At 69.8% G+C, this 17,570-nt stretch carries 18 protein-coding genes; 4 read left to right on the top strand and 14 right to left on the bottom strand.

Features of this window, described 5'->3' with window-relative positions:
* Positions 1–256 precede the first annotated feature (256 nt).
* The 3 genes from rpsO to LPH33_RS10010 all read right to left on the bottom strand — a co-directional run bounded on the left by rpsO (position 257) and on the right by LPH33_RS10010 (position 3,146).
* Complete coding sequence (rpsO, locus tag LPH33_RS10020) at positions 257–526, bottom strand: 30S ribosomal protein S15 (protein WP_006551263.1); 270 nt, start codon at positions 524–526, stop codon at positions 257–259.
* 139 nt (positions 527–665) lie between these two features.
* Positions 666–2,084 (bottom strand): wax ester/triacylglycerol synthase domain-containing protein, encoded by a 1,419-nt coding sequence (locus tag LPH33_RS10015; RefSeq protein ID WP_160875923.1) that lies wholly within the window; start codon positions 2,082–2,084, stop codon positions 666–668.
* A 93-nt stretch (positions 2,085–2,177) separates the two neighbouring features.
* Positions 2,178–3,146 (bottom strand): bifunctional riboflavin kinase/FAD synthetase, encoded by a 969-nt coding sequence (locus tag LPH33_RS10010; protein WP_160875921.1) that lies wholly within the window; start codon positions 3,144–3,146, stop codon positions 2,178–2,180.
* Between the two features lie 158 nt (positions 3,147–3,304).
* Between LPH33_RS10010 and LPH33_RS10005 the strand changes: the two genes are divergently transcribed.
* Genes LPH33_RS10005 through LPH33_RS09990 form a run of 4 tightly spaced genes read left to right on the top strand, consistent with a single transcriptional unit; the run spans position 3,305 to position 6,589 of the window.
* A complete protein-coding gene (locus LPH33_RS10005) occupies positions 3,305–4,192 on the top strand; it encodes a metal ABC transporter substrate-binding protein (RefSeq protein ID WP_145691783.1) in 888 nt (295 codons plus the stop codon).
* Positions 4,189–4,986 (top strand): metal ABC transporter ATP-binding protein, encoded by a 798-nt coding sequence (locus tag LPH33_RS10000; protein ID WP_145691784.1) that lies wholly within the window; start codon positions 4,189–4,191, stop codon positions 4,984–4,986. The genes LPH33_RS10005 and LPH33_RS10000 overlap by 4 nt, the downstream gene beginning before the upstream one ends.
* On the top strand, positions 4,983–5,876 hold the full coding sequence (locus LPH33_RS09995) for a metal ABC transporter permease (protein WP_145691785.1): 894 nt from the start codon (positions 4,983–4,985) through the stop codon (positions 5,874–5,876). The genes LPH33_RS10000 and LPH33_RS09995 overlap by 4 nt, the downstream gene beginning before the upstream one ends.
* 20 nt (positions 5,877–5,896) lie before the next feature.
* Positions 5,897–6,589 (top strand): metal-dependent transcriptional regulator, encoded by a 693-nt coding sequence (locus LPH33_RS09990; protein WP_016693574.1) that lies wholly within the window; start codon positions 5,897–5,899, stop codon positions 6,587–6,589.
* Positions 6,590–6,595: 6 nt separating this feature from the next.
* Here LPH33_RS09990 and truB read toward each other — a convergent pair whose 3' ends face one another.
* From truB to rimP, 11 genes are all read right to left on the bottom strand, one after another.
* Complete coding sequence (truB, locus tag LPH33_RS09985) at positions 6,596–7,519, bottom strand: tRNA pseudouridine(55) synthase TruB (RefSeq protein WP_145691786.1); 924 nt, start codon at positions 7,517–7,519, stop codon at positions 6,596–6,598.
* Positions 7,519–8,181, bottom strand: a complete 663-nt coding sequence (npt, locus tag LPH33_RS09980) for a 4'-phosphopantetheinyl transferase Npt (protein ID WP_026061431.1) — start codon at positions 8,179–8,181, stop codon at positions 7,519–7,521. Before npt ends, truB begins: the two co-directional genes overlap by 1 nt.
* Positions 8,182–8,222: 41 nt before the next feature.
* On the bottom strand, positions 8,223–9,161 hold the full coding sequence (locus LPH33_RS09975) for a metallophosphoesterase family protein (RefSeq protein ID WP_229567950.1): 939 nt from the start codon (positions 9,159–9,161) through the stop codon (positions 8,223–8,225).
* A gap of 3 nt (positions 9,162–9,164) precedes the next feature.
* Complete coding sequence (locus LPH33_RS09970; RefSeq protein ID WP_145691788.1) at positions 9,165–10,529, bottom strand: MATE family efflux transporter; 1,365 nt, start codon at positions 10,527–10,529, stop codon at positions 9,165–9,167.
* Complete coding sequence (locus tag LPH33_RS09965) at positions 10,526–11,533, bottom strand: DHH family phosphoesterase (RefSeq protein WP_016693579.1); 1,008 nt, start codon at positions 11,531–11,533, stop codon at positions 10,526–10,528. Before LPH33_RS09965 ends, LPH33_RS09970 begins: the two co-directional genes overlap by 4 nt.
* A 28-nt stretch (positions 11,534–11,561) precedes the next feature.
* Positions 11,562–12,020, bottom strand: coding sequence for a 30S ribosome-binding factor RbfA (gene rbfA / locus LPH33_RS09960; protein ID WP_016693580.1), 459 nt, complete (start codon positions 12,018–12,020; stop codon positions 11,562–11,564).
* 53 nt (positions 12,021–12,073) lie between these two features.
* A complete protein-coding gene (locus tag LPH33_RS09955) occupies positions 12,074–12,364 on the bottom strand; it encodes a DUF503 domain-containing protein (RefSeq protein ID WP_026061433.1) in 291 nt (96 codons plus the stop codon).
* Between the two features lie 124 nt (positions 12,365–12,488).
* On the bottom strand, positions 12,489–15,362 hold the full coding sequence (infB, locus tag LPH33_RS09950) for a translation initiation factor IF-2 (RefSeq protein WP_145691789.1): 2,874 nt from the start codon (positions 15,360–15,362) through the stop codon (positions 12,489–12,491).
* Positions 15,363–15,565: 203 nt separating this feature from the next.
* Positions 15,566–15,874, bottom strand: coding sequence for a YlxR family protein (locus LPH33_RS09945; RefSeq protein ID WP_145691790.1), 309 nt, complete (start codon positions 15,872–15,874; stop codon positions 15,566–15,568).
* A gap of 44 nt (positions 15,875–15,918) precedes the next feature.
* Entirely contained in the window at positions 15,919–16,947 is a 1,029-nt protein-coding gene (gene nusA / locus LPH33_RS09940; protein WP_145691791.1) for a transcription termination factor NusA, read from the bottom strand.
* Positions 16,944–17,543 (bottom strand): ribosome maturation factor RimP, encoded by a 600-nt coding sequence (gene rimP / locus LPH33_RS09935; RefSeq protein WP_202400134.1) that lies wholly within the window; start codon positions 17,541–17,543, stop codon positions 16,944–16,946. Before rimP ends, nusA begins: the two co-directional genes overlap by 4 nt.
* Between the last annotated feature and the right edge of the window lie 27 nt (positions 17,544–17,570).

The raw sequence follows: 17,570 nt of genomic DNA, 5'->3' as shown, positions 1-17,570 counted from the left end.
GCTGCGCACCGACTCACGGAGGCGGTCGTCGATCGAAACCCTCCGGCGGATTCGGGATACGACACCCGACGGGACCGGAAGGTCACTACCGAGGACCGACACCGTCGGTGCATACGGATCATCACCATTGGAGGCGATGGAAGTCGCCGGCCGAACCGGCACAAACACCGACAGCCAACGGGGCCCAGTGTAGTGGGTACCCCGTCGGCTGCCGGAAAAGATCAGCGAATGCAGATCAGGTCGTGTCGTGTCCGCGTCAGCGACGCAGACCCAGACGCTGGATGAGCGAGCGGTAACGCTCGACGTCGACCTTCTCGACGTACTTCAGCAGGCGGCGACGACGACCGACCAGCAGCAGCAGGCCGCGGCGGGAGTGGTGGTCGTGCTTGTGCTGCTTGAGGTGCTCGGTGAGGTCCACGATGCGCTTGGTGAGCAGTGCCACCTGCGCCTCGGGGGAACCGGTGTCGGTCTCGTGGAGGCCGTACTCGCCGAGGATCTGCTTCTTCTGTTCGGTGGTCAGAGCCACTGGGTCACTCCTGTACAACTGACGTCCGCGTGACGGTAGACGGACCGGAGTCCGCCCGGTACGGCCACCGCGAACCGCAGCGCGCACCGACGGTCCAGCCTATCAGAGCCGGCTTCCGCCGCCGAACCACGATCGGGGTTCAACGCCGGCCGGCACCCGCGCGGCCCACCGCGGCCGACACCTCGGCGAAACCCTGATCGAGCAGCTCGACGTACCGGTCGATGTCGCGGTTGGGACGGTTGTCGTCCCGTGCCGGGGCTAGGACGGTGACCGCGAACGCATCCCCCGCCCGCGCGAAGGTGTGCATGAAGTCGACACGCGGCACGAGGGCCTGCACACCGGCAATGAACTTCAGGTGCCCCCACGGCACCGACCACCGTACGTCCGCACCGCAGTTGACGCTGCTGAGCGCCGTCGCGACGCCGGGGACCGCTCCGGACGCGAGCGCGCGCGCCAGCGCGCGGGAGACACGCCGGAAGACCGGATAGGGCGCGGCGCCCGTGCGGTGCATCGCGTCGATGCTCTCCGCCGAGTCGACGCGGGCCCGTTCACGCGCGAGGGAGTCGGCAATCGTCGCCGCGCGCTGCGCAGGCTCGGGGATCTCGACGTGCAGGGGCACCAGACCGCCCGCGACGCGATTCACCCCGAGCCCGGCCGCCGACTCGCCGAGCGCCACGGGCACCGCCGCGTACTCCGAGGGCACATCCTCCCCGCGCTCGCGGTAATAGCGCTCCATCGCGAGCGACACCGCCGTCAGCCCGAGGGCGGTCACCGTCCACGATCGTCCGGCCAGCGCCGACAGGTCGGGCCGCAGGATGCGGATGACCCGGCGGTTCGTCTGCACGACGGGAGTCCTGTCCGGGGCGGGATCCGCGCTTACCGTTCCGGGCAGCGGATCCTGACGGCGACGACGCGCCTCCGGATGTGCCCGCACGAGCCCGCCGAGCGCGACGACCGGCCAGATCGCGAGACGGGCGATGCCGTGCGTCGTGGCCGCGACGGGATGGGTCGTGCCGGCGGGCGGCGCGAGACCGTCGACCTCCAGCGGCCGGCCCTCCTCACCGAACAGGGCTTCGAGGAGCCCCCGGGCGGAGGAACCGACGAGCATGGCATGGCTCGCCTGGATCGCGGCGACGGTGACGGTCGCGCCGGGCTCGTCCGGATCGGGGACGCCCGGGAAGACGTGCACCTGCCACGGGCACCGGGCGGCGTCGACGCCGTCGGCGGACAGTCGCGCCACCGACCCGAGCCAGTCCTCGAAGGTGGAACTGCGCGCGTCGTGGACGGTGACCACGTCGTCGACGGCGAGGTCGGCCTTCACCCAGTAGGGATAGTCCAGTGAGCCCGGCGCGTCGGCGATCCGACGTGCCAGAGCGCTGACCAGGTGCATCCGGGAGGCGAAGAACGACAGAACCGCCTCGCGGTCCGGAGTGCGTCCCCGGTCCTCGGAGAACACGGCGAACGACCACCAATCGGTGGGCCGTCCCGGGATCGACTGAAAGTAGTTACCCGCATCGACCCACGAAAGGCGCGCGGACCTCCACTCTCGAAAAAGCATGTAGCCGATTGTGACGCCATACAAGCGGTTCTTGCTACCGAACTCGCAGTTTCGTTCGTTCGGACGACACCGGCCACCCGAACGACACCGGCGTCAGTCGGGAGTCTTCGTAAGGACCTCTCGCGCTCGTTCGGCGTCGCGGTGCATCGCGGAGATGAGCGCCTCGACCGAATCGAACTTCTCCATGCCCCGCAGCCGCTCGACGAAGTCGACCGCCACGTGCTGGCCGTACAGATCGGCCTTCTCGTCGAGGACGAACGCCTCGACCGTGCGCTTGCGTCCGGAGAAGGTCGGATTGGTACCCACCGACACGGCCGCGAGGTAACGCTGACCGGCCGTGAGTCCCTCGACGGGCGAACCGGAGTCGAGCACCGTGAACCAGGCCGCGTACACGCCGTCGGCGGGGATCGCCGCGTAGATCGGCGGTGCGACGTTGGCGGTCGGGAATCCGAGTCCGCGACCGCGGCCGTCGCCGTGCACGACCACACCCTCGACCCGGTGCGGGCGCCCGAGTGCGTCCGCGGCCGCGACGACGTCCCCGGCGTCGACGCACGAACGGATGTACGTCGACGAGAACGTCACGGCGTGCTCGGCGACCAGCGTGAGCCCCTGCACCGCGAACCCGAAGCGTTCACCGATCGAGCGGAGCATGTCGACGGTGCCGGCAGCCTTCTTGCCGAAGGTGAAGTTCTCCCCCACGACCACCTCGGCCACGTGCAGTCGCTCGACGAGGATCTCGTGGGCGTACCGCTCCGGTGAGAGCTTCATGAACTCCGGGGTGAACGGCATGACGCAGAAGACGTCGATGCCGAGTTCCTCGGCGAGTTCGGCGCGCCGCGCGAGGGTGGTCAGCTGCGCCGGGTGACTGCCGGGGCGTACCACTTCCATGGGGTGGGGATCGAAGGTCATGAGCACGGCGGCCACACCGCGTGCCCGCGCGGCCTCGACGGCACGCGCTATGAGTTGCTGATGGCCGCGGTGTACACCGTCGAACACGCCGATCGTGAGTACACACCGACCCCAGTCCGCAGGAATTTCGTCCAGACCTCGCCATCTCTGCACATCGGCAGCCTACGGCTCATGAGCGGGTGGGGCACGCCCGGATGGCTCCCGGCGTGCCCCACATGACGTTGACGGCCCTGCGAATGCATAATTTCGGTGTGCCGAACTTTTCGTCGAGAGCCCACAGAACACGGTCCGTATCCTCCCGCGCCGGTCGCATGATCGCCGTCTTCGCGGCCACGGCCTGCGCTGCCGCCCTCACGGCGTGTTCCACCACCGGTTCCGCCGACGACCGGCCCCTGGTCCTGACCACCTTCACCGTCCTCGCCGACATGGCACGCAACGTCGGCGGCGAACACGTGCGGGTCGAGTCCATCACGAAACCCGGCGCCGAGGTCCACGGCTACGAGCCCACCCCGGGCGACCTGCGGTTCGCGACCGAGGCCGATCTCGTCCTCGACAACGGACTCGGTCTCGAGCGGTGGTTCGAGCAGTTCGTCGCCGACGTCGACGCCGAGCACGTGGTCGTGAGCGAGGGCGTGGACCCCCTGCCGATCGGCGAGGGCGCGACGACGGGCCCGTACAACCCCCACGCCTGGATGTCCCCGCTCGCCGCCCGCGTCTACGTCGACAACATCGCCGCGGCACTGGCCGACCTCGCCCCCGAATACGCGGACGACTTCGCGGCCCGCGCCGAGGCGTACAAGGCCGAACTCGACGGTCTCCACACCGAACTCGTCACCGCCCTCGACGGCGTGCCCGCCGACCGGCGCGCACTCGTCACCTGTGAGGGCGCGTTCAGCTATCTCGCGCGGGACGCCGGGCTGCAGGAGGCCTATCTGTGGCCGGTGAACTCCGACCAGCAGGGCACCCCCCAGCAGATCGCCCGCACCGTCGACTTCGTGCGCACCAACGAGGTGCCGGCGGTGTTCTGCGAATCGACCGTCTCGGACAAGGCGCAACGGCAGGTCGCCGCCGACACCGGAACGGAATTCGGCGGAATCCTCTACGTCGACTCGCTCTCCGAGGCGGACGGCCCCGTCCCCACCTACCTCGATCTGCTCCGACACGACATCGACGTCATCACGACGGGACTGAGGCCATGACTTCGACACTCGACACACCGGCACTGTTCGTCGACGACGTGACGGTGCGTTACGACACTGTCCTGGCCCTGCAGAACGTCACCCTGAAGCTCGCACCGGGCCGCGTCTGCGGACTCGTGGGCACGAACGGCTCGGGCAAGTCGACGCTGTTCAAGACGATCATGGGTCTCGTGCGACCCACCTCGGGTCGCGTCACCATCGGCGGGACGACCACCGCCGTGGCGCGTCGCCGCACGCAGGTCGCCTACGTGCCGCAGTCCGAGGCCGTCGACTGGAACTTCCCGATCGGCGTACGCGACGTCGTCATGACGGGACGCTACGGCCACCAGGGCTTCCTGCGCCGTCCGCGCCCCGCCGACCACGAGGCCGTCGACGCCGCGCTCGAACGCGTGGGCATGACCGCGCTCTCCGGCCGGCAGATCGGGCAGCTCTCGGGCGGTCAGCGCAAGCGTGTCTTCGTGGCACGGGCGATCGCGCAGGGCTCGCCGCTGCTGCTGCTCGACGAGCCGTTCGCGGGGGTCGACACCACCACCGAGCACGCGCTGACCGCCGTCATCCGCGAACTGGCGGCGAGCGGTCACGCGATCCTCGTCGCCACCCACGATCTCGCGGGTCTCGCGCAACTGTGCGACGAGGCGGTGCTGCTGCAGCGGCGCGTGCTCGTGCACGGCTCCCCCGAGGAGGTCCTGCTCCCGGAGAACCTCGCCCGCGCCTTCGGTGCTCCCCCACCGGCGAACGGTGGGCGGGCCGAGGACTTCGCACGGGAGACGTACGCACAGGAGGCCGGACGATGATCGACACGTTGATCGAACCCCTGCAGTACGGCTTCATGCAGCGCGCGCTGCTCGTCGCGGTGGCCGCGACGATCGTGTGCGCGCTGCTCAGCTGCTGGCTCGTGCTCATCGGCTGGTCGCTGATGGGCGACGCGGTCTCGCATGCCGTGCTGCCCGGTGTCGTCCTCGCCTATCTGGTGGGGGTGCCCTTCGCGCTCGGAGCCCTCGTCTTCGCCGGCATCGCCGTCGCGTTGATCTGGCTCGTCCGCGGCACGAGCCGCGTCAAGGAGGACGCGACCATCGGCATCGTCTTCACGACACTGTTCGCCCTGGGCGTGGTTCTGATCTCGAAGAACCCGAGCCAGATCGACCTGCACCACGTGCTGTTCGGGAACCTGCTCGGTCTCGCCACGGGCGACGTCTGGCAGGTGTCGATCCTGGCGGCCGTCGTGCTGGCTGTCCTCGTCGCGAAGCGCCGCGATCTGACGCTGTTCGCCTTCGACCGCGTCCAGGCGCACACCCTCGGCCTGTCCCCCGCCGCGCTGTCGGCGCTGCTGCTGTCGCTGCTCGCGGTGACGATCGTCAGCGCGTTGCAGGCGGTCGGTGTGATCCTGGTCGTCGCGATGCTCATCATCCCGGGCGCGACGGCCTATCTGCTCACCGACCGGATGGCCCGGATGTTGGTGATCGCACCGGTACTCGCGGTGATCGCGTCGGTGGTCGGTGTGTACACGAGCTACTACACCGATGCTGCGACCGGCGGCGTGGTGGTGCTCGCCCAGGCCGTGGTCTTCACCCTCGCGTACCTGTTCGCGCCGCGGCAGGGCGTCCTCACCCGGCTCGTGACGCGTCGCCGCGCCCCGGAGGGCGAAAGGGCGAGCGAGCCGACGGAGAGCGTGATTCCCGGGTGACGGTTACCTAAGCTGGACGCGTGCCTGAGAGTAACGAGACCACCGCGACCGAGATGTTGTCCTCGGTCGCACAGGACTATCTCAAGATCATGTGGACGGTCCAGGAGTGGTCCGGGGAGAAGATCTCCACCAAGCTGCTCGCCGAGAAGCTGGGCGTGTCGGCGTCCACCGTGTCCGAAGCGGTGCGCCGCCTCGCCGACCAGGGACTCGTCGACCACGAGCGATACGGCGCGATCTCGCTCACCGACGAGGGTCGGCAGGCCGCGGTGGCGATGGTCCGTCGCCATCGCCTCATCGAGACCTTCCTGGTCCGCGAGCTCGACTACGGGTGGGACGAGGTGCACGACGAGGCCGAGATCCTCGAACACGCCGTCTCCGAACGGATGGTCGCGGCGATCGACGCCAAACTCGGCCATCCCGAACGCGACCCGCACGGCGACCCGATCCCGTCGCCCGACGGCACGATCCCGGCACCGCCCGCCCGCGCCCTGAGCGAGTTCAACGACGGCGACCACGGCCGGGTGGCCCGCATCTCCGACTCCGACCCCGCGATGCTGCGCTACTTCGACGAGGTCGGGATCGCGCTCGACACCGACATCACGGTCCTCGAACGCCGCGACTTCGCCGGGACCATCTCGGTCCGGCTGGGCCGGACCGAGGGCCGCACGATCGACCTCGGTCACCCGGCCGCCGAAGCGATCTGGCTGGTCTGAGCCGGCTCACATGTTGGAGGGCCGCACCACGAACACCGCCGCGGCCCGCTTGCCCTTCTCCTGCAGCAGCGCCGCGGCCCGGCCCTGCGCATCCACGGCGCCGTAGACCCCGCGGATCCCGACGGGCTCGAGCCAGCGGCCGTTCGCGAGCAGCCCCGCCTCCTCGTCGCTGATGGTCCGGCACTCGAAGGCCGTGCGCACCGCCGCGTCGATGTCGAGGCTCGGCGTCGGGTCGTCGGCGAGCTGTTCGAGCGTGCGGGCGTGTTCGAGTCCGAACGGGCCGACCTTCGTGCGACGCAGCGCCGTCAGATGGCCGCCCACTCCGAGGGCCGCGCCGAGATCGCGTGCGAGCGCCCGGATGTAGGTGCCGGACGAGCAGTCCACGTCGACGTCGAGGTCCACGAAGCCGCTCTCGGGCACATCGCGCCGGACGAGGACGTCGAACCGCGAGACGGTGACGGGCCGGGCCTTCAGCTCGACCGCCTCCCCTTCACGCATCCGGGCGTAGGCGCGCTTGCCGTCGATCTTGATGGCGCTGACGCTGGCGGGCACCTGCTGGATGTCGCCGGTCAGCGCCGCCACGCCCTCGCCGATCTGCTCGTCGGTCACGTGCGTCGCATCGGTGGTCGCGACGGTCTCGCCTTCCGCATCGTCCGTGACGGTGCTCTGCCCGAGACGGATCGTCGCGGTGTACGACTTGGTCGTCAGCGCGAGCAGCCCGAGCAGCTTCGTGGCGCGCTCGACGCCGAGGACGAGCACGCCCGTCGCCATGGGGTCGAGGGTGCCCGCGTGCCCGACCTTGCGGGTGCCGAGCAGTCGGCGGCAGCGCGCCACCACGTCGTGGCTCGTCATGCCGGCGGGCTTGTCGACGACGAGCAGGCCTGCGCGGGCGAGGGCCGGATGTTCCTGCGAGGGGACGGTGTCGTTCATCAACGCACCGTGATCGCGGTGAGGACGAGACCGTCGGCGATGAGCCACCGTCCGTCGAAGCCCGTCAGCGGTTGCCCGTCGAGGGTGTCGCCGGGGACGAGCAGTCGCGAGTGGAAGGTGCCGGTGACCGCGTCCGCGGTGGTGTCGCGTTCGAACGTGATGTGGGCGTCCTCGAAGCCCAGCCACCGCTTCGTCAGCGGGAACCACGCCTTGTAGGTGGCCTCCTTGGCGCAGAACAGCAGACGGTCCCAGTGCAGGTCGTCGCCGGCCGAGGCGAGCCACTCGCGTTCGGGTTCGAGGCTCACCGCGGGCAGCACCCCGTCGGGGAGCACGTCGTGCGGCTCGGCGTCGATGCCGAGCGAACGGATCTGCAGCGAATAGCCCAGCACGGCACCGCGATAACCGTCGCAGTGGGTGAGGCTGCCGACGACGCCGCGCGGCCAGATCGGATCGCCCTTCTCCCCGCGCAGTACCGGCGCCGGGTCGACGCCGAGGGTGCGCATGGCCTGTCGGGCGCAGTGACGGGCACCGGCGAACTCGCGGCGCCGCTTCTCCACGGCCCGCGCCACGAGCGGCTCCTCCTGGGGATGCGGCCGCAGTCCCGGTGGGTCCTCGAACAACTCGGCTGCAGCGACGCCGTCCGGCACGATGCGCCCGATCAGCGCGCCGCGCGTGTCCGTCTTCTGGCCGGTGTCCGGTTCGGTCACCGCAACTCCTTCTCTCGTTGAGCCCGCATCTTCTCGGCCTCCGCTTCCATCTCGGGGGTCACGGTGAAATGACCGCCCCACTTGTTCAGGCTGCCCGGCGGATACTCCGGGACCGGCAGGATCTGCCGCAGGGGCTGCTCCGGCATGCCGCGTCGCTGCCATTCGCGCGGGTAGCCGACCGAGACCTCCTCGAAGCGCACCCCGTCGTAGTAGGTGGTCCGCGGGATGTGCAGGTGGCCGTAGACGCTGCACAGCGCCCGGTAGCGCAGGTGCCAGTCGGCCGTCTCGGTGGTACCGCACCACAGCGCGAACTCGGGGTAGAACAGCATCCGCGTGGGTTCGCGCACCAGCGGGAAGTGGTTGATCAGCACGGTGGGCAGGGCGGGGTCGAGCGCGTCGAGACGGGCGCGGGTCTGCTTCACACGCACCCGGCACCAGGTGTCGCGCGTGATGTACGGATCCGGCTTCAGCAGGAACTCGTCGGTCGCGACGACGTTGCGTTCGCGCGCGAGAGCGAGACCGTCCGCCTTCGTCGTGGTGCCCTCCGGCAGGAACGAGTAGTCGTAGAGCAGGAACATCGGCACGAGCACCACGGGCCCGTCCTCGCCCTCCCAGACCGGATAGGGATCCTCGGGGGTGAGCACGTCGAGTTCGCGGCACATCGTGACGAGGTAGTCGTAGCGCGCGACCCCGAACATCTGCACCGGATCCTTGGCGGTCGTCCACAGTTCGTGGTTGCCGGGCACCCAGATCACCTTCGCGAACCGGCTGCGGAGCAGCGACAGCGCCCACCGGATGTCGTCGGTCTTCTCCGACACGTCGCCCGCGACGATCAACCAGTCGTCGGGCGACTCGGGATACAGATCCTCGGTGACCGGCCGGTTGCCCCGATGGCCCACATGGATGTCGCTGATCGCCCACAGCTTCGCTGCCACGCACTAACCTCCCGACTCGTCCTGGACACGCACCTGCCGGTCCGCGCCCGTCACCGCCCATCGTCCCGAGAGCGTGCGCCATACGACGGCGATCATCCGGAACACGATGAACACCGTAAGCCCCGTCCAGATACCCGCCAGACCCCAGTCGTACGCGAGCGACAACCAGATCAACGGCAGGAAGCCGAACAACGCCGAGGCCAGCGTCGCGGTGCGCAGGAAGGCGGCGTCCCCGGCACCGAGGAGAACACCGTCGAGTGCGAACACGATTCCCGCGAGCGGCATGATCGCGACGAAGAACCACCACGCGACGCCGATCTGGTCGAGCACCTCGGTGTCGGTGGTGAACAGACCCGGGATCACGTCCTTGCCGACCACGAAGACCACCGCGAGGACGACCGCGAAGACCGCCGACCAGGCCGACAACCGCCACGCCAGGCGCGTCGCGCCCCGCCGATCGGCCGCACCGAGTGCTGCTCCGACGAGGGCCTGCGCGGCGATCGCCAGCGAGTCCAGGGTCAGGGTCACGAAGTTCCACAGTTGCAGCACGACCTGATGACCGGCCACCGCGGCCGCACCGAAGCGCGACGCCACCGCCGCCGCGGACAGGAAGCAGGCCTGGAACGCGAGGCTGCGGGCGATCAGGTCGCGGCCGAGCCGCAACTGCGCGCCGATCACGGCGGGTCGCGGTCGCAGCGGAACCCCGGACCGCAACAGCGCCACGACGAACAGGACGGCCGTCACGGACTGCCCGATCACGTTGGCGACGGCGGAACCGACGAGCTCCCACCGGGGAGCACCCAGCAGACCGTGGACCAGTACCGGGCACAGCACCGCCGACAGGGCGAGACCGGTGATGACGAAACGCAGCGGCCGGATCGTGTCCTGCACGCCGCGCATCCAGCCGTTCCCTGCCAGGCCGACGAGGATCAGGGGTGCCCCGAACAGCGCGACACGCAGCCAGGAGACGGCGGCGTCGGCGATCTCGGCATCACCGGCGAGCAGCCGCGCGACGGGGCCGGCCAGCGCCTGCCCGACGATCAGGATGGCCAGTCCGACGATCATCGCGAGCCACGTCGCCTGCACGCCTTCGCCGACCGCGTCGTCGTGCCGGTCCGCGCCGTGGAAACGCGCCGCACGCGAGGTGGTGCCGTACGACAGGAAGGTGAGCTGGGTGCTCACCTGAGCGAGGATCAATCCGCCGATCGCGAGACCGGCCAGGGGCAGCGCCCCGAGCCGGCCGACGACGGCGATGTCGAACAGCAGGTAGAGCGGTTCGGCCGCGAGCACCCCGAGCGCGGGAAGGGCGAGTCCGAGAATGCGCCGTCCGGAGATATCCGAGGCGGGCGACTCGCCGGACGCCGTCAACCGAGCACGCCGCGCAGGGCGGCGACGATCCGATCGGTGTCGCCGTGGGCGGTGTACCCCGCCGCCAGGCGGTGTCCTCCGCCGCCGAGTGCGGTGGCGACGGCGGACACGTCCACCGAGCTCTTGGCGCGCAGCGAGACGGTCCACTCCTCGGGAGCGACCTCCTTGAACACTGCGGCGACCTCGGCCTCCGCGGTGGTGCGCACGATGTCGATGACGCTCTCGACCTCCTCCGGACCGAGATGTGCGGAGTCGGCGCGCCGGACGAAGGCGTAGACCAGTCCCCTGCCCTGCGCGGCGTCGCGTTCGAGCGTGGCAGTGGCAAGCACCGACGACAGCATCGGCAGCCACCCGAAGGGATGGGTGTCGAGCAGGGCACGCGTGATCGACGTGCCGTCGATCCCGGTGGCGAGCAGACGCTCGGCGAGTCCGTGGGCCTGCGGGCGACCCCACCGGAACGATCCGGTGTCGGTCACCAGTCCCGCGTACAGGCAGTGCGCGAGTGCGGCATCGATCTCGACACCCCACACGTCGAAGAGGTCGGCGAGCACCATCGCGGTGGCCTCGGACTCCGGGTCGATGAGGTTGTGGGTGCCGAACCGCGTGTTGGACAGGTGGTGATCGATCACCAGGACGTTCGGGGCGGTCTTCAAACGGTCGCGCAGGACACCGAGACGGCCCGCGGTACCGCAGTCGACGGTCACCACGAGATCGGCCTCGCGGCGCACCTCCGAGACCGGCGTGACCAGGTGTGCGCCCGGCAGCGACCGCATCGAGTCCGGCATGTTCGCCGGCGAACCGAACGCCACCTGCACGGCGACACCGCGCCGCTCGAGCGCGAGCCCGAGGGCCAGCCCGCTGCCGAGGGTGTCGGCGTCGGGATTGATGTGGCACAGCACCGTCACGGTGGCCGCCGCATCCAGCAGTGCGGCGGCACCCGGCAGGTCGACGGATCCTGCCGGGGCAGACGGGAGAGCGGCATCGTCCCGGTGCGACGGGATCACCGGAGGAGTCGGGTCGGGCACCGGTGCGTTATTCGTCGTCGTCACCGGCGTCGCGTTCACGGGGTTCCTTGTAGGGATCGGCGTCGCCGGCCGGAACGGCACCCTCACGGGCGCGTGCGACCTCGTCGTCGGCCGCGCGAGCGCGTGCGAGGAGTTCCTCCATGTGCCGTGCCGTGTCGGGCACGGTGTCGGTGACGAACGTCAGCGTCGGGGTGAACCGCACACCGGTGCCGGCGCCGACCTTCGAGCGGAGCACGCCCTTGGCCTTCTCGAGGCCGGCAGCAGCTGCTTCGTGATCGGGTTCGGTGTTCAGATCCGCGCCGCGGACCGTGTAGTAGACGGTGGCGTCGTGCAGATCCGCGGTGACCTTCGCGTCGGTGATCGTCACGAACTCGAGCCGCGGATCCTTGATCTCGAGGTCGATGGCGGTGGCCACGATGGTGGCGATGCGCTTCGCGAGTCGGCGGGCCCGTGCTGGATCGGCCATGTCGTTCGTTCCCTTCTGTGGCCGCCGGCAGGCGGCCCGTCGTGCGGCCGGGATCAGTCCTCGGGCCCGTACAGCCTGCGTCTGACCGACAGCAGGTCGAGTTCGGGCCGCTGGGCGACCAGCCGCTCACACTTGTCCAGTATCTCTCCGACGTGCGCGAGGTCGGGGGCGACGACCGCCACACCCACCTGCGCCCGGCGGTACAGATCGTGTTCCCCGGTTTCGGCGGCGGACACCCCGAACCGGCGCAGTTCCGCGATCACCGGACGGATCGCCGATCTCTTCTGTTTGAGCGAATGCACGTCGCCGAGCAGCAGGTCGAGTTCGAGCGCTCCCAGATACATCCGCTTCTCCCCTCGAGGACCGTCCGGTCGCCCGTCCGGTCGGCTCTGCACCGGCCCGGTCGGGCGTCCCGACACACCCGTGGCGGCGAACGACGAATCGTTCACCGCCACGGGTGCGGGTGGATCAGTCGCGCGGCTTCTCGCGCAACTCGTACGCCTCGATCACGTCGCCGACCTTGATGTCGGAGTAGGTGATCGTCATACCGCACTCGAAGCCCTCGCGGACCTCGGTGACGTCGTCCTTCTCGCGGCGCAGCGACGAGATGGTGACCGTCTCGGCCACGACGTTGCTGTCGCGGATGAGGCGGGCCTTCGCGTTGCGCTTGACGATGCCGGACTGCACGAGGCAACCCGCGATGTTGCCGACCTTCGACGACTTGAAGATCGCACGGATCTCGGCGCGGCCGAGCTCGACCTCCTCGTAGATCGGCTTGAGCATGCCCTTGAGGGCCTTCTCCACCTCGTCGATCGCCTGGTAGATGACCGAGTAGTAGCGGATGTCGACGCCCTCGCGGTTCGCGAGCTCCGTGGCCTTGCCCTCGGCGCGGACGTTGAAGCCGATGATCACGGCGTTCGACGCGGCAGCGAGGTTGACGTTGGTCTCGGTGACACCACCGACACCGCGGTCGATGACGCGCAGACGCACCTCGTCGTCGATCTCGATACCCATGAGCGCCTCTTCGAGGGCCTCGACGGTACCCGAGTTGTCGCCCTTGAGGATGAGGTTGAGCTCGTTGTGCTCCTTGAGAGCGGCATCGAGGTCCTCGAGGCTGATGCGCTTGCGGCTGCGTGCTGCGAGCGCGTTGCGCTTGCGGGCATTACGCCGGTCGGCGATCTGACGCGCGATGCGGTCCTCTTCGACGACGACCAGGTTGTCGCCGGCGCCGGGCACCGACGTGAAGCCGACGACCTGGACCGGACGCGACGGCAGTGCCTCGAGCACGTCCTCACCGTGCTCGTCGACCATGCGCCGCACGCGGCCGTAGGCGTCGCCGGCGACGATCGAGTCGCCGACCCGCAGGGTGCCGCGCTGGATGAGCACCGTGGCCACCGGACCGCGACCGCGGTCGAGGTGCGCCTCGATGGCGACGCCCTGCGCCTCCATGTCCGGGTTGGCCCGCAGATCGAGCGCCGCGTCGGCGGTGAGCAGCACCGCTTCGAGCAGCTGCTCGATGTGCAGGTTCTGCTTCGCGGAGATGTCGACGAACATGGTGTCGCCGCCGTACTCCTCCGCGACCAGCCCGTACTCGGTGAGCTGCTGACGGATCTTCTGAGGGTTCGCACCCTCCTTGTCGATCTTGTTCACCGCGACCACGATCGGGACATCGGCGGCCTGCGCGTGGTTGATCGCCTCCACCGTCTGCGGCATGACGCCGTCGTCGGCGGCGACCACGAGGATCGCGATGTCCGTCGACTTCGCACCGCGGGCACGCATGGCGGTGAACGCCTCGTGACCCGGGGTGTCGATGAAGGTGATCAGGCGATCTTCACCATTGAGGTGCGTCATCACCTGGTAGGCACCGATGTGCTGGGTGATGCCACCGGCCTCGCCCTCGCCGACGTTCGCCTTGCGGATCGTGTCGAGCAGGCGGGTCTTGCCGTGGTCGACGTGACCCATGACGGTGACCACCGGCGGACGCTGGCGGAGGTCTTCCTCGCCACCCTCGTCCTCGCCGTACTGGATGTCGAACGACTCGAGCAGCTCGCGGTCCTCGTCCTCGGGCGAGACGACCTGCACGACGTAGTTCATCTCCGAGCCGAGCAGCTCGAGGATGTCGTCGTTCACCGACTGAGTGGCCGTGACCATCTCACCGAGGTTGAACAGCGCCTGCACCAGGGCCGACGGGTTCGCGTCGATCTTCTCGGCGAAGTCGGACAGCGATGCGCCGCGAGCGAGACGGATGGTCTCGCCGTTGCCACGCGGCAACCGCACGCCGCCGACCGACGGCGCCTGCATCGAATCGTATTCCTGCCGCTTCTGCCGCTTCGACTTGCGACCACGGCGCGGAGCGCCACCGGGACGACCGAACGCGCCGGCTGCACCGCCGCGACCGCGTCCACCGCCGCCGCCACCGGGGCGACCGCGGAAACCACCGGGAGCGCCTGCACCTGCGGGTGCGCCGCCACCGCCGCCACCGCGGTAGCCGCCGCCACCGCCGGGACGTCCACCGGGAGCTCCACCCGGACGACCCGGACGACCGGACGCGGCCGGACGCGCAGCACGCTGCGGCATCGCACCCGGATTGGGACGCGGGGGCATCGAACCCGGGGACGGACGGGGTCCGCCCTGACCGGGCGCCGGGCGGGGACCGCCCTGACCGGGAGCCGGACGCGGACCGGCCTGGCCGGGTCCGGGACGCGGGCCACCGGGGCCTGCTGCGGGACGTCCCTGTCCGGGCGTGGGGCGGGGTCCGCCCTGTCCGGGAGTCGGACGCGGTCCGCCCGGGCCGGGGCGCGGAGCACCCGGACGCGGAGCGGGACGCTCGGCCGGAGCCGAGGAGTACGGGTTGTTACCGACGCGCGGGGTCTTCGGACCCGGACGCGGACCGGCCGGTTTGGGGCCGGGCTTGGCCGCGGGGGCCTGCGGTGTGGCGCCGGGAGCCTGAGCAGCCGGGGACTGCGGTGCAGCCTGGGCGGCAGGGGCCTGCGGCGTGGGAGCCGCGGGCTTCTCCGGTGCCGGAGCCGGCTTGGGAGCGGCCGGCTTCGGTGCGCCCGGCTTCGGACGTGCGGTCTCGGCCGCGGGGGCCGGGCTCGCAGGGGTGGGCCGGGGACCCGGCCGGGGGGCACCGGGCTTCGGTGCGGGGGTGGGTGCAGCCTTCGCGGCTGCATCGCCTTCGGACTTACCGAACGATTCGCGGAGTCGACGCGCGACCGGCGGTTCGACCGTCGACGACGCGGACTTGACGAACTCGCCCTGTTCCTTCAGGCGTGCGAGTAGTTCCTTGCTGGTGACACCGAGTTCTTTCGCCAACTCGTGCACGCGGGCCTTGCCTGCCACTGCTCTCCTCACTGATGAGGTCGAGCGGCCGACTGCCCGCACGACCTCGGGTTATCTCCGATGGACGTTCATCGCTGGTGCTTCACGGTGTGCTCATGAGTGTTCGTGCCTGTTCTTCTCAGAGTGCGATGTCACTGTTGGTGTTCCTCGTCGTCGTTCCCACGTCCGTCTATCCGGCCGAAGCCGTTTCGATGCGTCCGTGATCACTGTTCCGTGGACCCGACCAGCTGATCCAGCGCTGCGGTGTCCGGTTGTCCGGTCACACGCAGTGCCCTGCCGAATGCTCGACGCCGAACCGCCAGGCCCAGACATTCCGGAGTGGGATGCAACCAAGCACCTCGCCCGGGAAGCCTGCGTCGGGGATCGGGAATCACGGCGAAACCTGACGGTTCCTTCTCGCGCGCCACCACCCGGAGCAGTTCGGCAGCCAGCGTTCGCTGCCGACATCCGACACAGGTCCGCACCGTAGTGGCGCGTTCCCCGCCGGTCGAGGGCAGGTCATGCTGAACCATCGACCACTGTACCGCTGATTTGCCCGGAATCCCGCATCCCACTCCTAAGAGCCTGTCGAGCCGCCGCGCGAATCGTCGTTCCCCGCCGGTGCCGCGTCGCTGCGGATGTCGATCCGCCAGCCCGTCAGCCGGGCCGCGAGCCGGGCGTTCTGCCCTTCCTTGCCGATCGCGAGGGACAACTGGAAGTCGGGCACGACCACCCGGGCGGCACGCGCGTCGGGGTCGACGACCGTGACCGAAACCACCTTCGACGGCGAGAGTGCGTTGCCCACGAACTTGGCGGGATCCTCGTCGTAGTCGATGATGTCGATCTTCTCCTCGCCGAGCTCACGCATGACGTTGCGCACGCGCTGCCCCATCGGGCCGATGCACGCACCCTTGGCGTTGAGGCCCGGGACGGTCGAGTGCACGGCGATCTTCGAGCGGTGGCCGGCCTCACGGGCGACGGCGACGATCTCCACCGATTCGTCGGCGATCTCGGGGACCTCGAGGGCGAACAGCTTGCGTACGAGGTTGGGGTGCGTCCGCGACAGGGTGATCTGCGGGCCGCGCTGTCCGCGGGAGACGCCTACGACGTAGCACTTGATGCGGTCGCCGTGCTCGTAGGTCTCCCCCGGCACCTGCTCTGCCGGCGGGATCAGTCCCTCGGCGTTGTTGGTCTCGCCACCGATCTTCACGACGACCATGCCGCGGGCGTTGGCACGCGAGTCGCGCTGCACGACGCCGCTGACGATCTCGCCCTCGTGGGTCGCGAACTCACCGAAGCGCTGCTCGTGCTCGGCGTCGCGGATGCGCTGCATGATGACCTGGCGCGCGGTGGTCGCCGCGATCCGGCCGAAGTCCTCGGGAGTGTCGTCCCACTCGGCGATCAGGTTGCCGTCGGCGTCGCGCTCCTCGGCGAGGACCTGGATGGCGCCGGTCTTCGTGTCGACCACGACCCGCGCGTGCGGCTGGTGTCCGTCGACGTGCCGGTACGCCGTGAGCAGGGCCGTCTCGAGCGTCGCGATCAGCTCGTCGAACGGGATGTTCTTCTCCGCCTCGAGCATGCGCAGGGCGGCGATCTCGATATTCACTTGTCCACCTTCGTTTCGTTCGTCTCGTCGTGGTCGTCGCTGCCGGTCTCGTCCTCGGGTCCTTCGACCAGCTCCCCGGCCGCGACCCGGCCGTCCGGAACCCCGCCCGCGAGCTCGAGTTCCCGCGGCGGCGGCGGGGAGAACTCCACCTCCACCACCGCTCTGCGCACCTCCGAGAGCGGGACCGAACGCACGACCGGCCCGGCCCGATCGGGCAGGACGAGCCTGATCTCGTCGCCGACGAGCTCGCCGATGCGTGCGACGAGGGTCTCGTCGGCCAGTTCCACCTTCGCCTTGCGACCCTGGGCGCGCCGCCAGTGGCGGGGATCGGTCAGGGGCCGGCCGATCCCGGGGCTGGTGACCTCCAGGACGTAGGGCGACTCGCCGAAGTCCGAGACGCCGTCGAAGGCCTCGGAGACGATCCTGCTCAGGCGGGCCGCCTCGTCGAGACCGAGACCTGCGTCGCTGTCGACGAGGAGGCGCACCGTACTGTGCTTTCCGGCGGCCGTGACCACCACGTCCTCGAGGTCGTATCCCTCTCTGGCGAGCAGATCGGAGACGAGCTCGACGATCCTCTCCGGGGGCGGCACAGGCATGGCGGGCAGGCTCCTCGTTCAGTTGTG

The organism is Rhodococcus sp. RDE2 (genome assembly GCF_020885655.1).
Classification (GTDB): Bacteria; Actinomycetota; Actinomycetes; order Mycobacteriales; family Mycobacteriaceae; genus Rhodococcus; species Rhodococcus pyridinivorans.
Note: the sequence above shows the minus strand (reverse complement) of the source record. Positions and strands in the feature narration are given on the sequence as shown.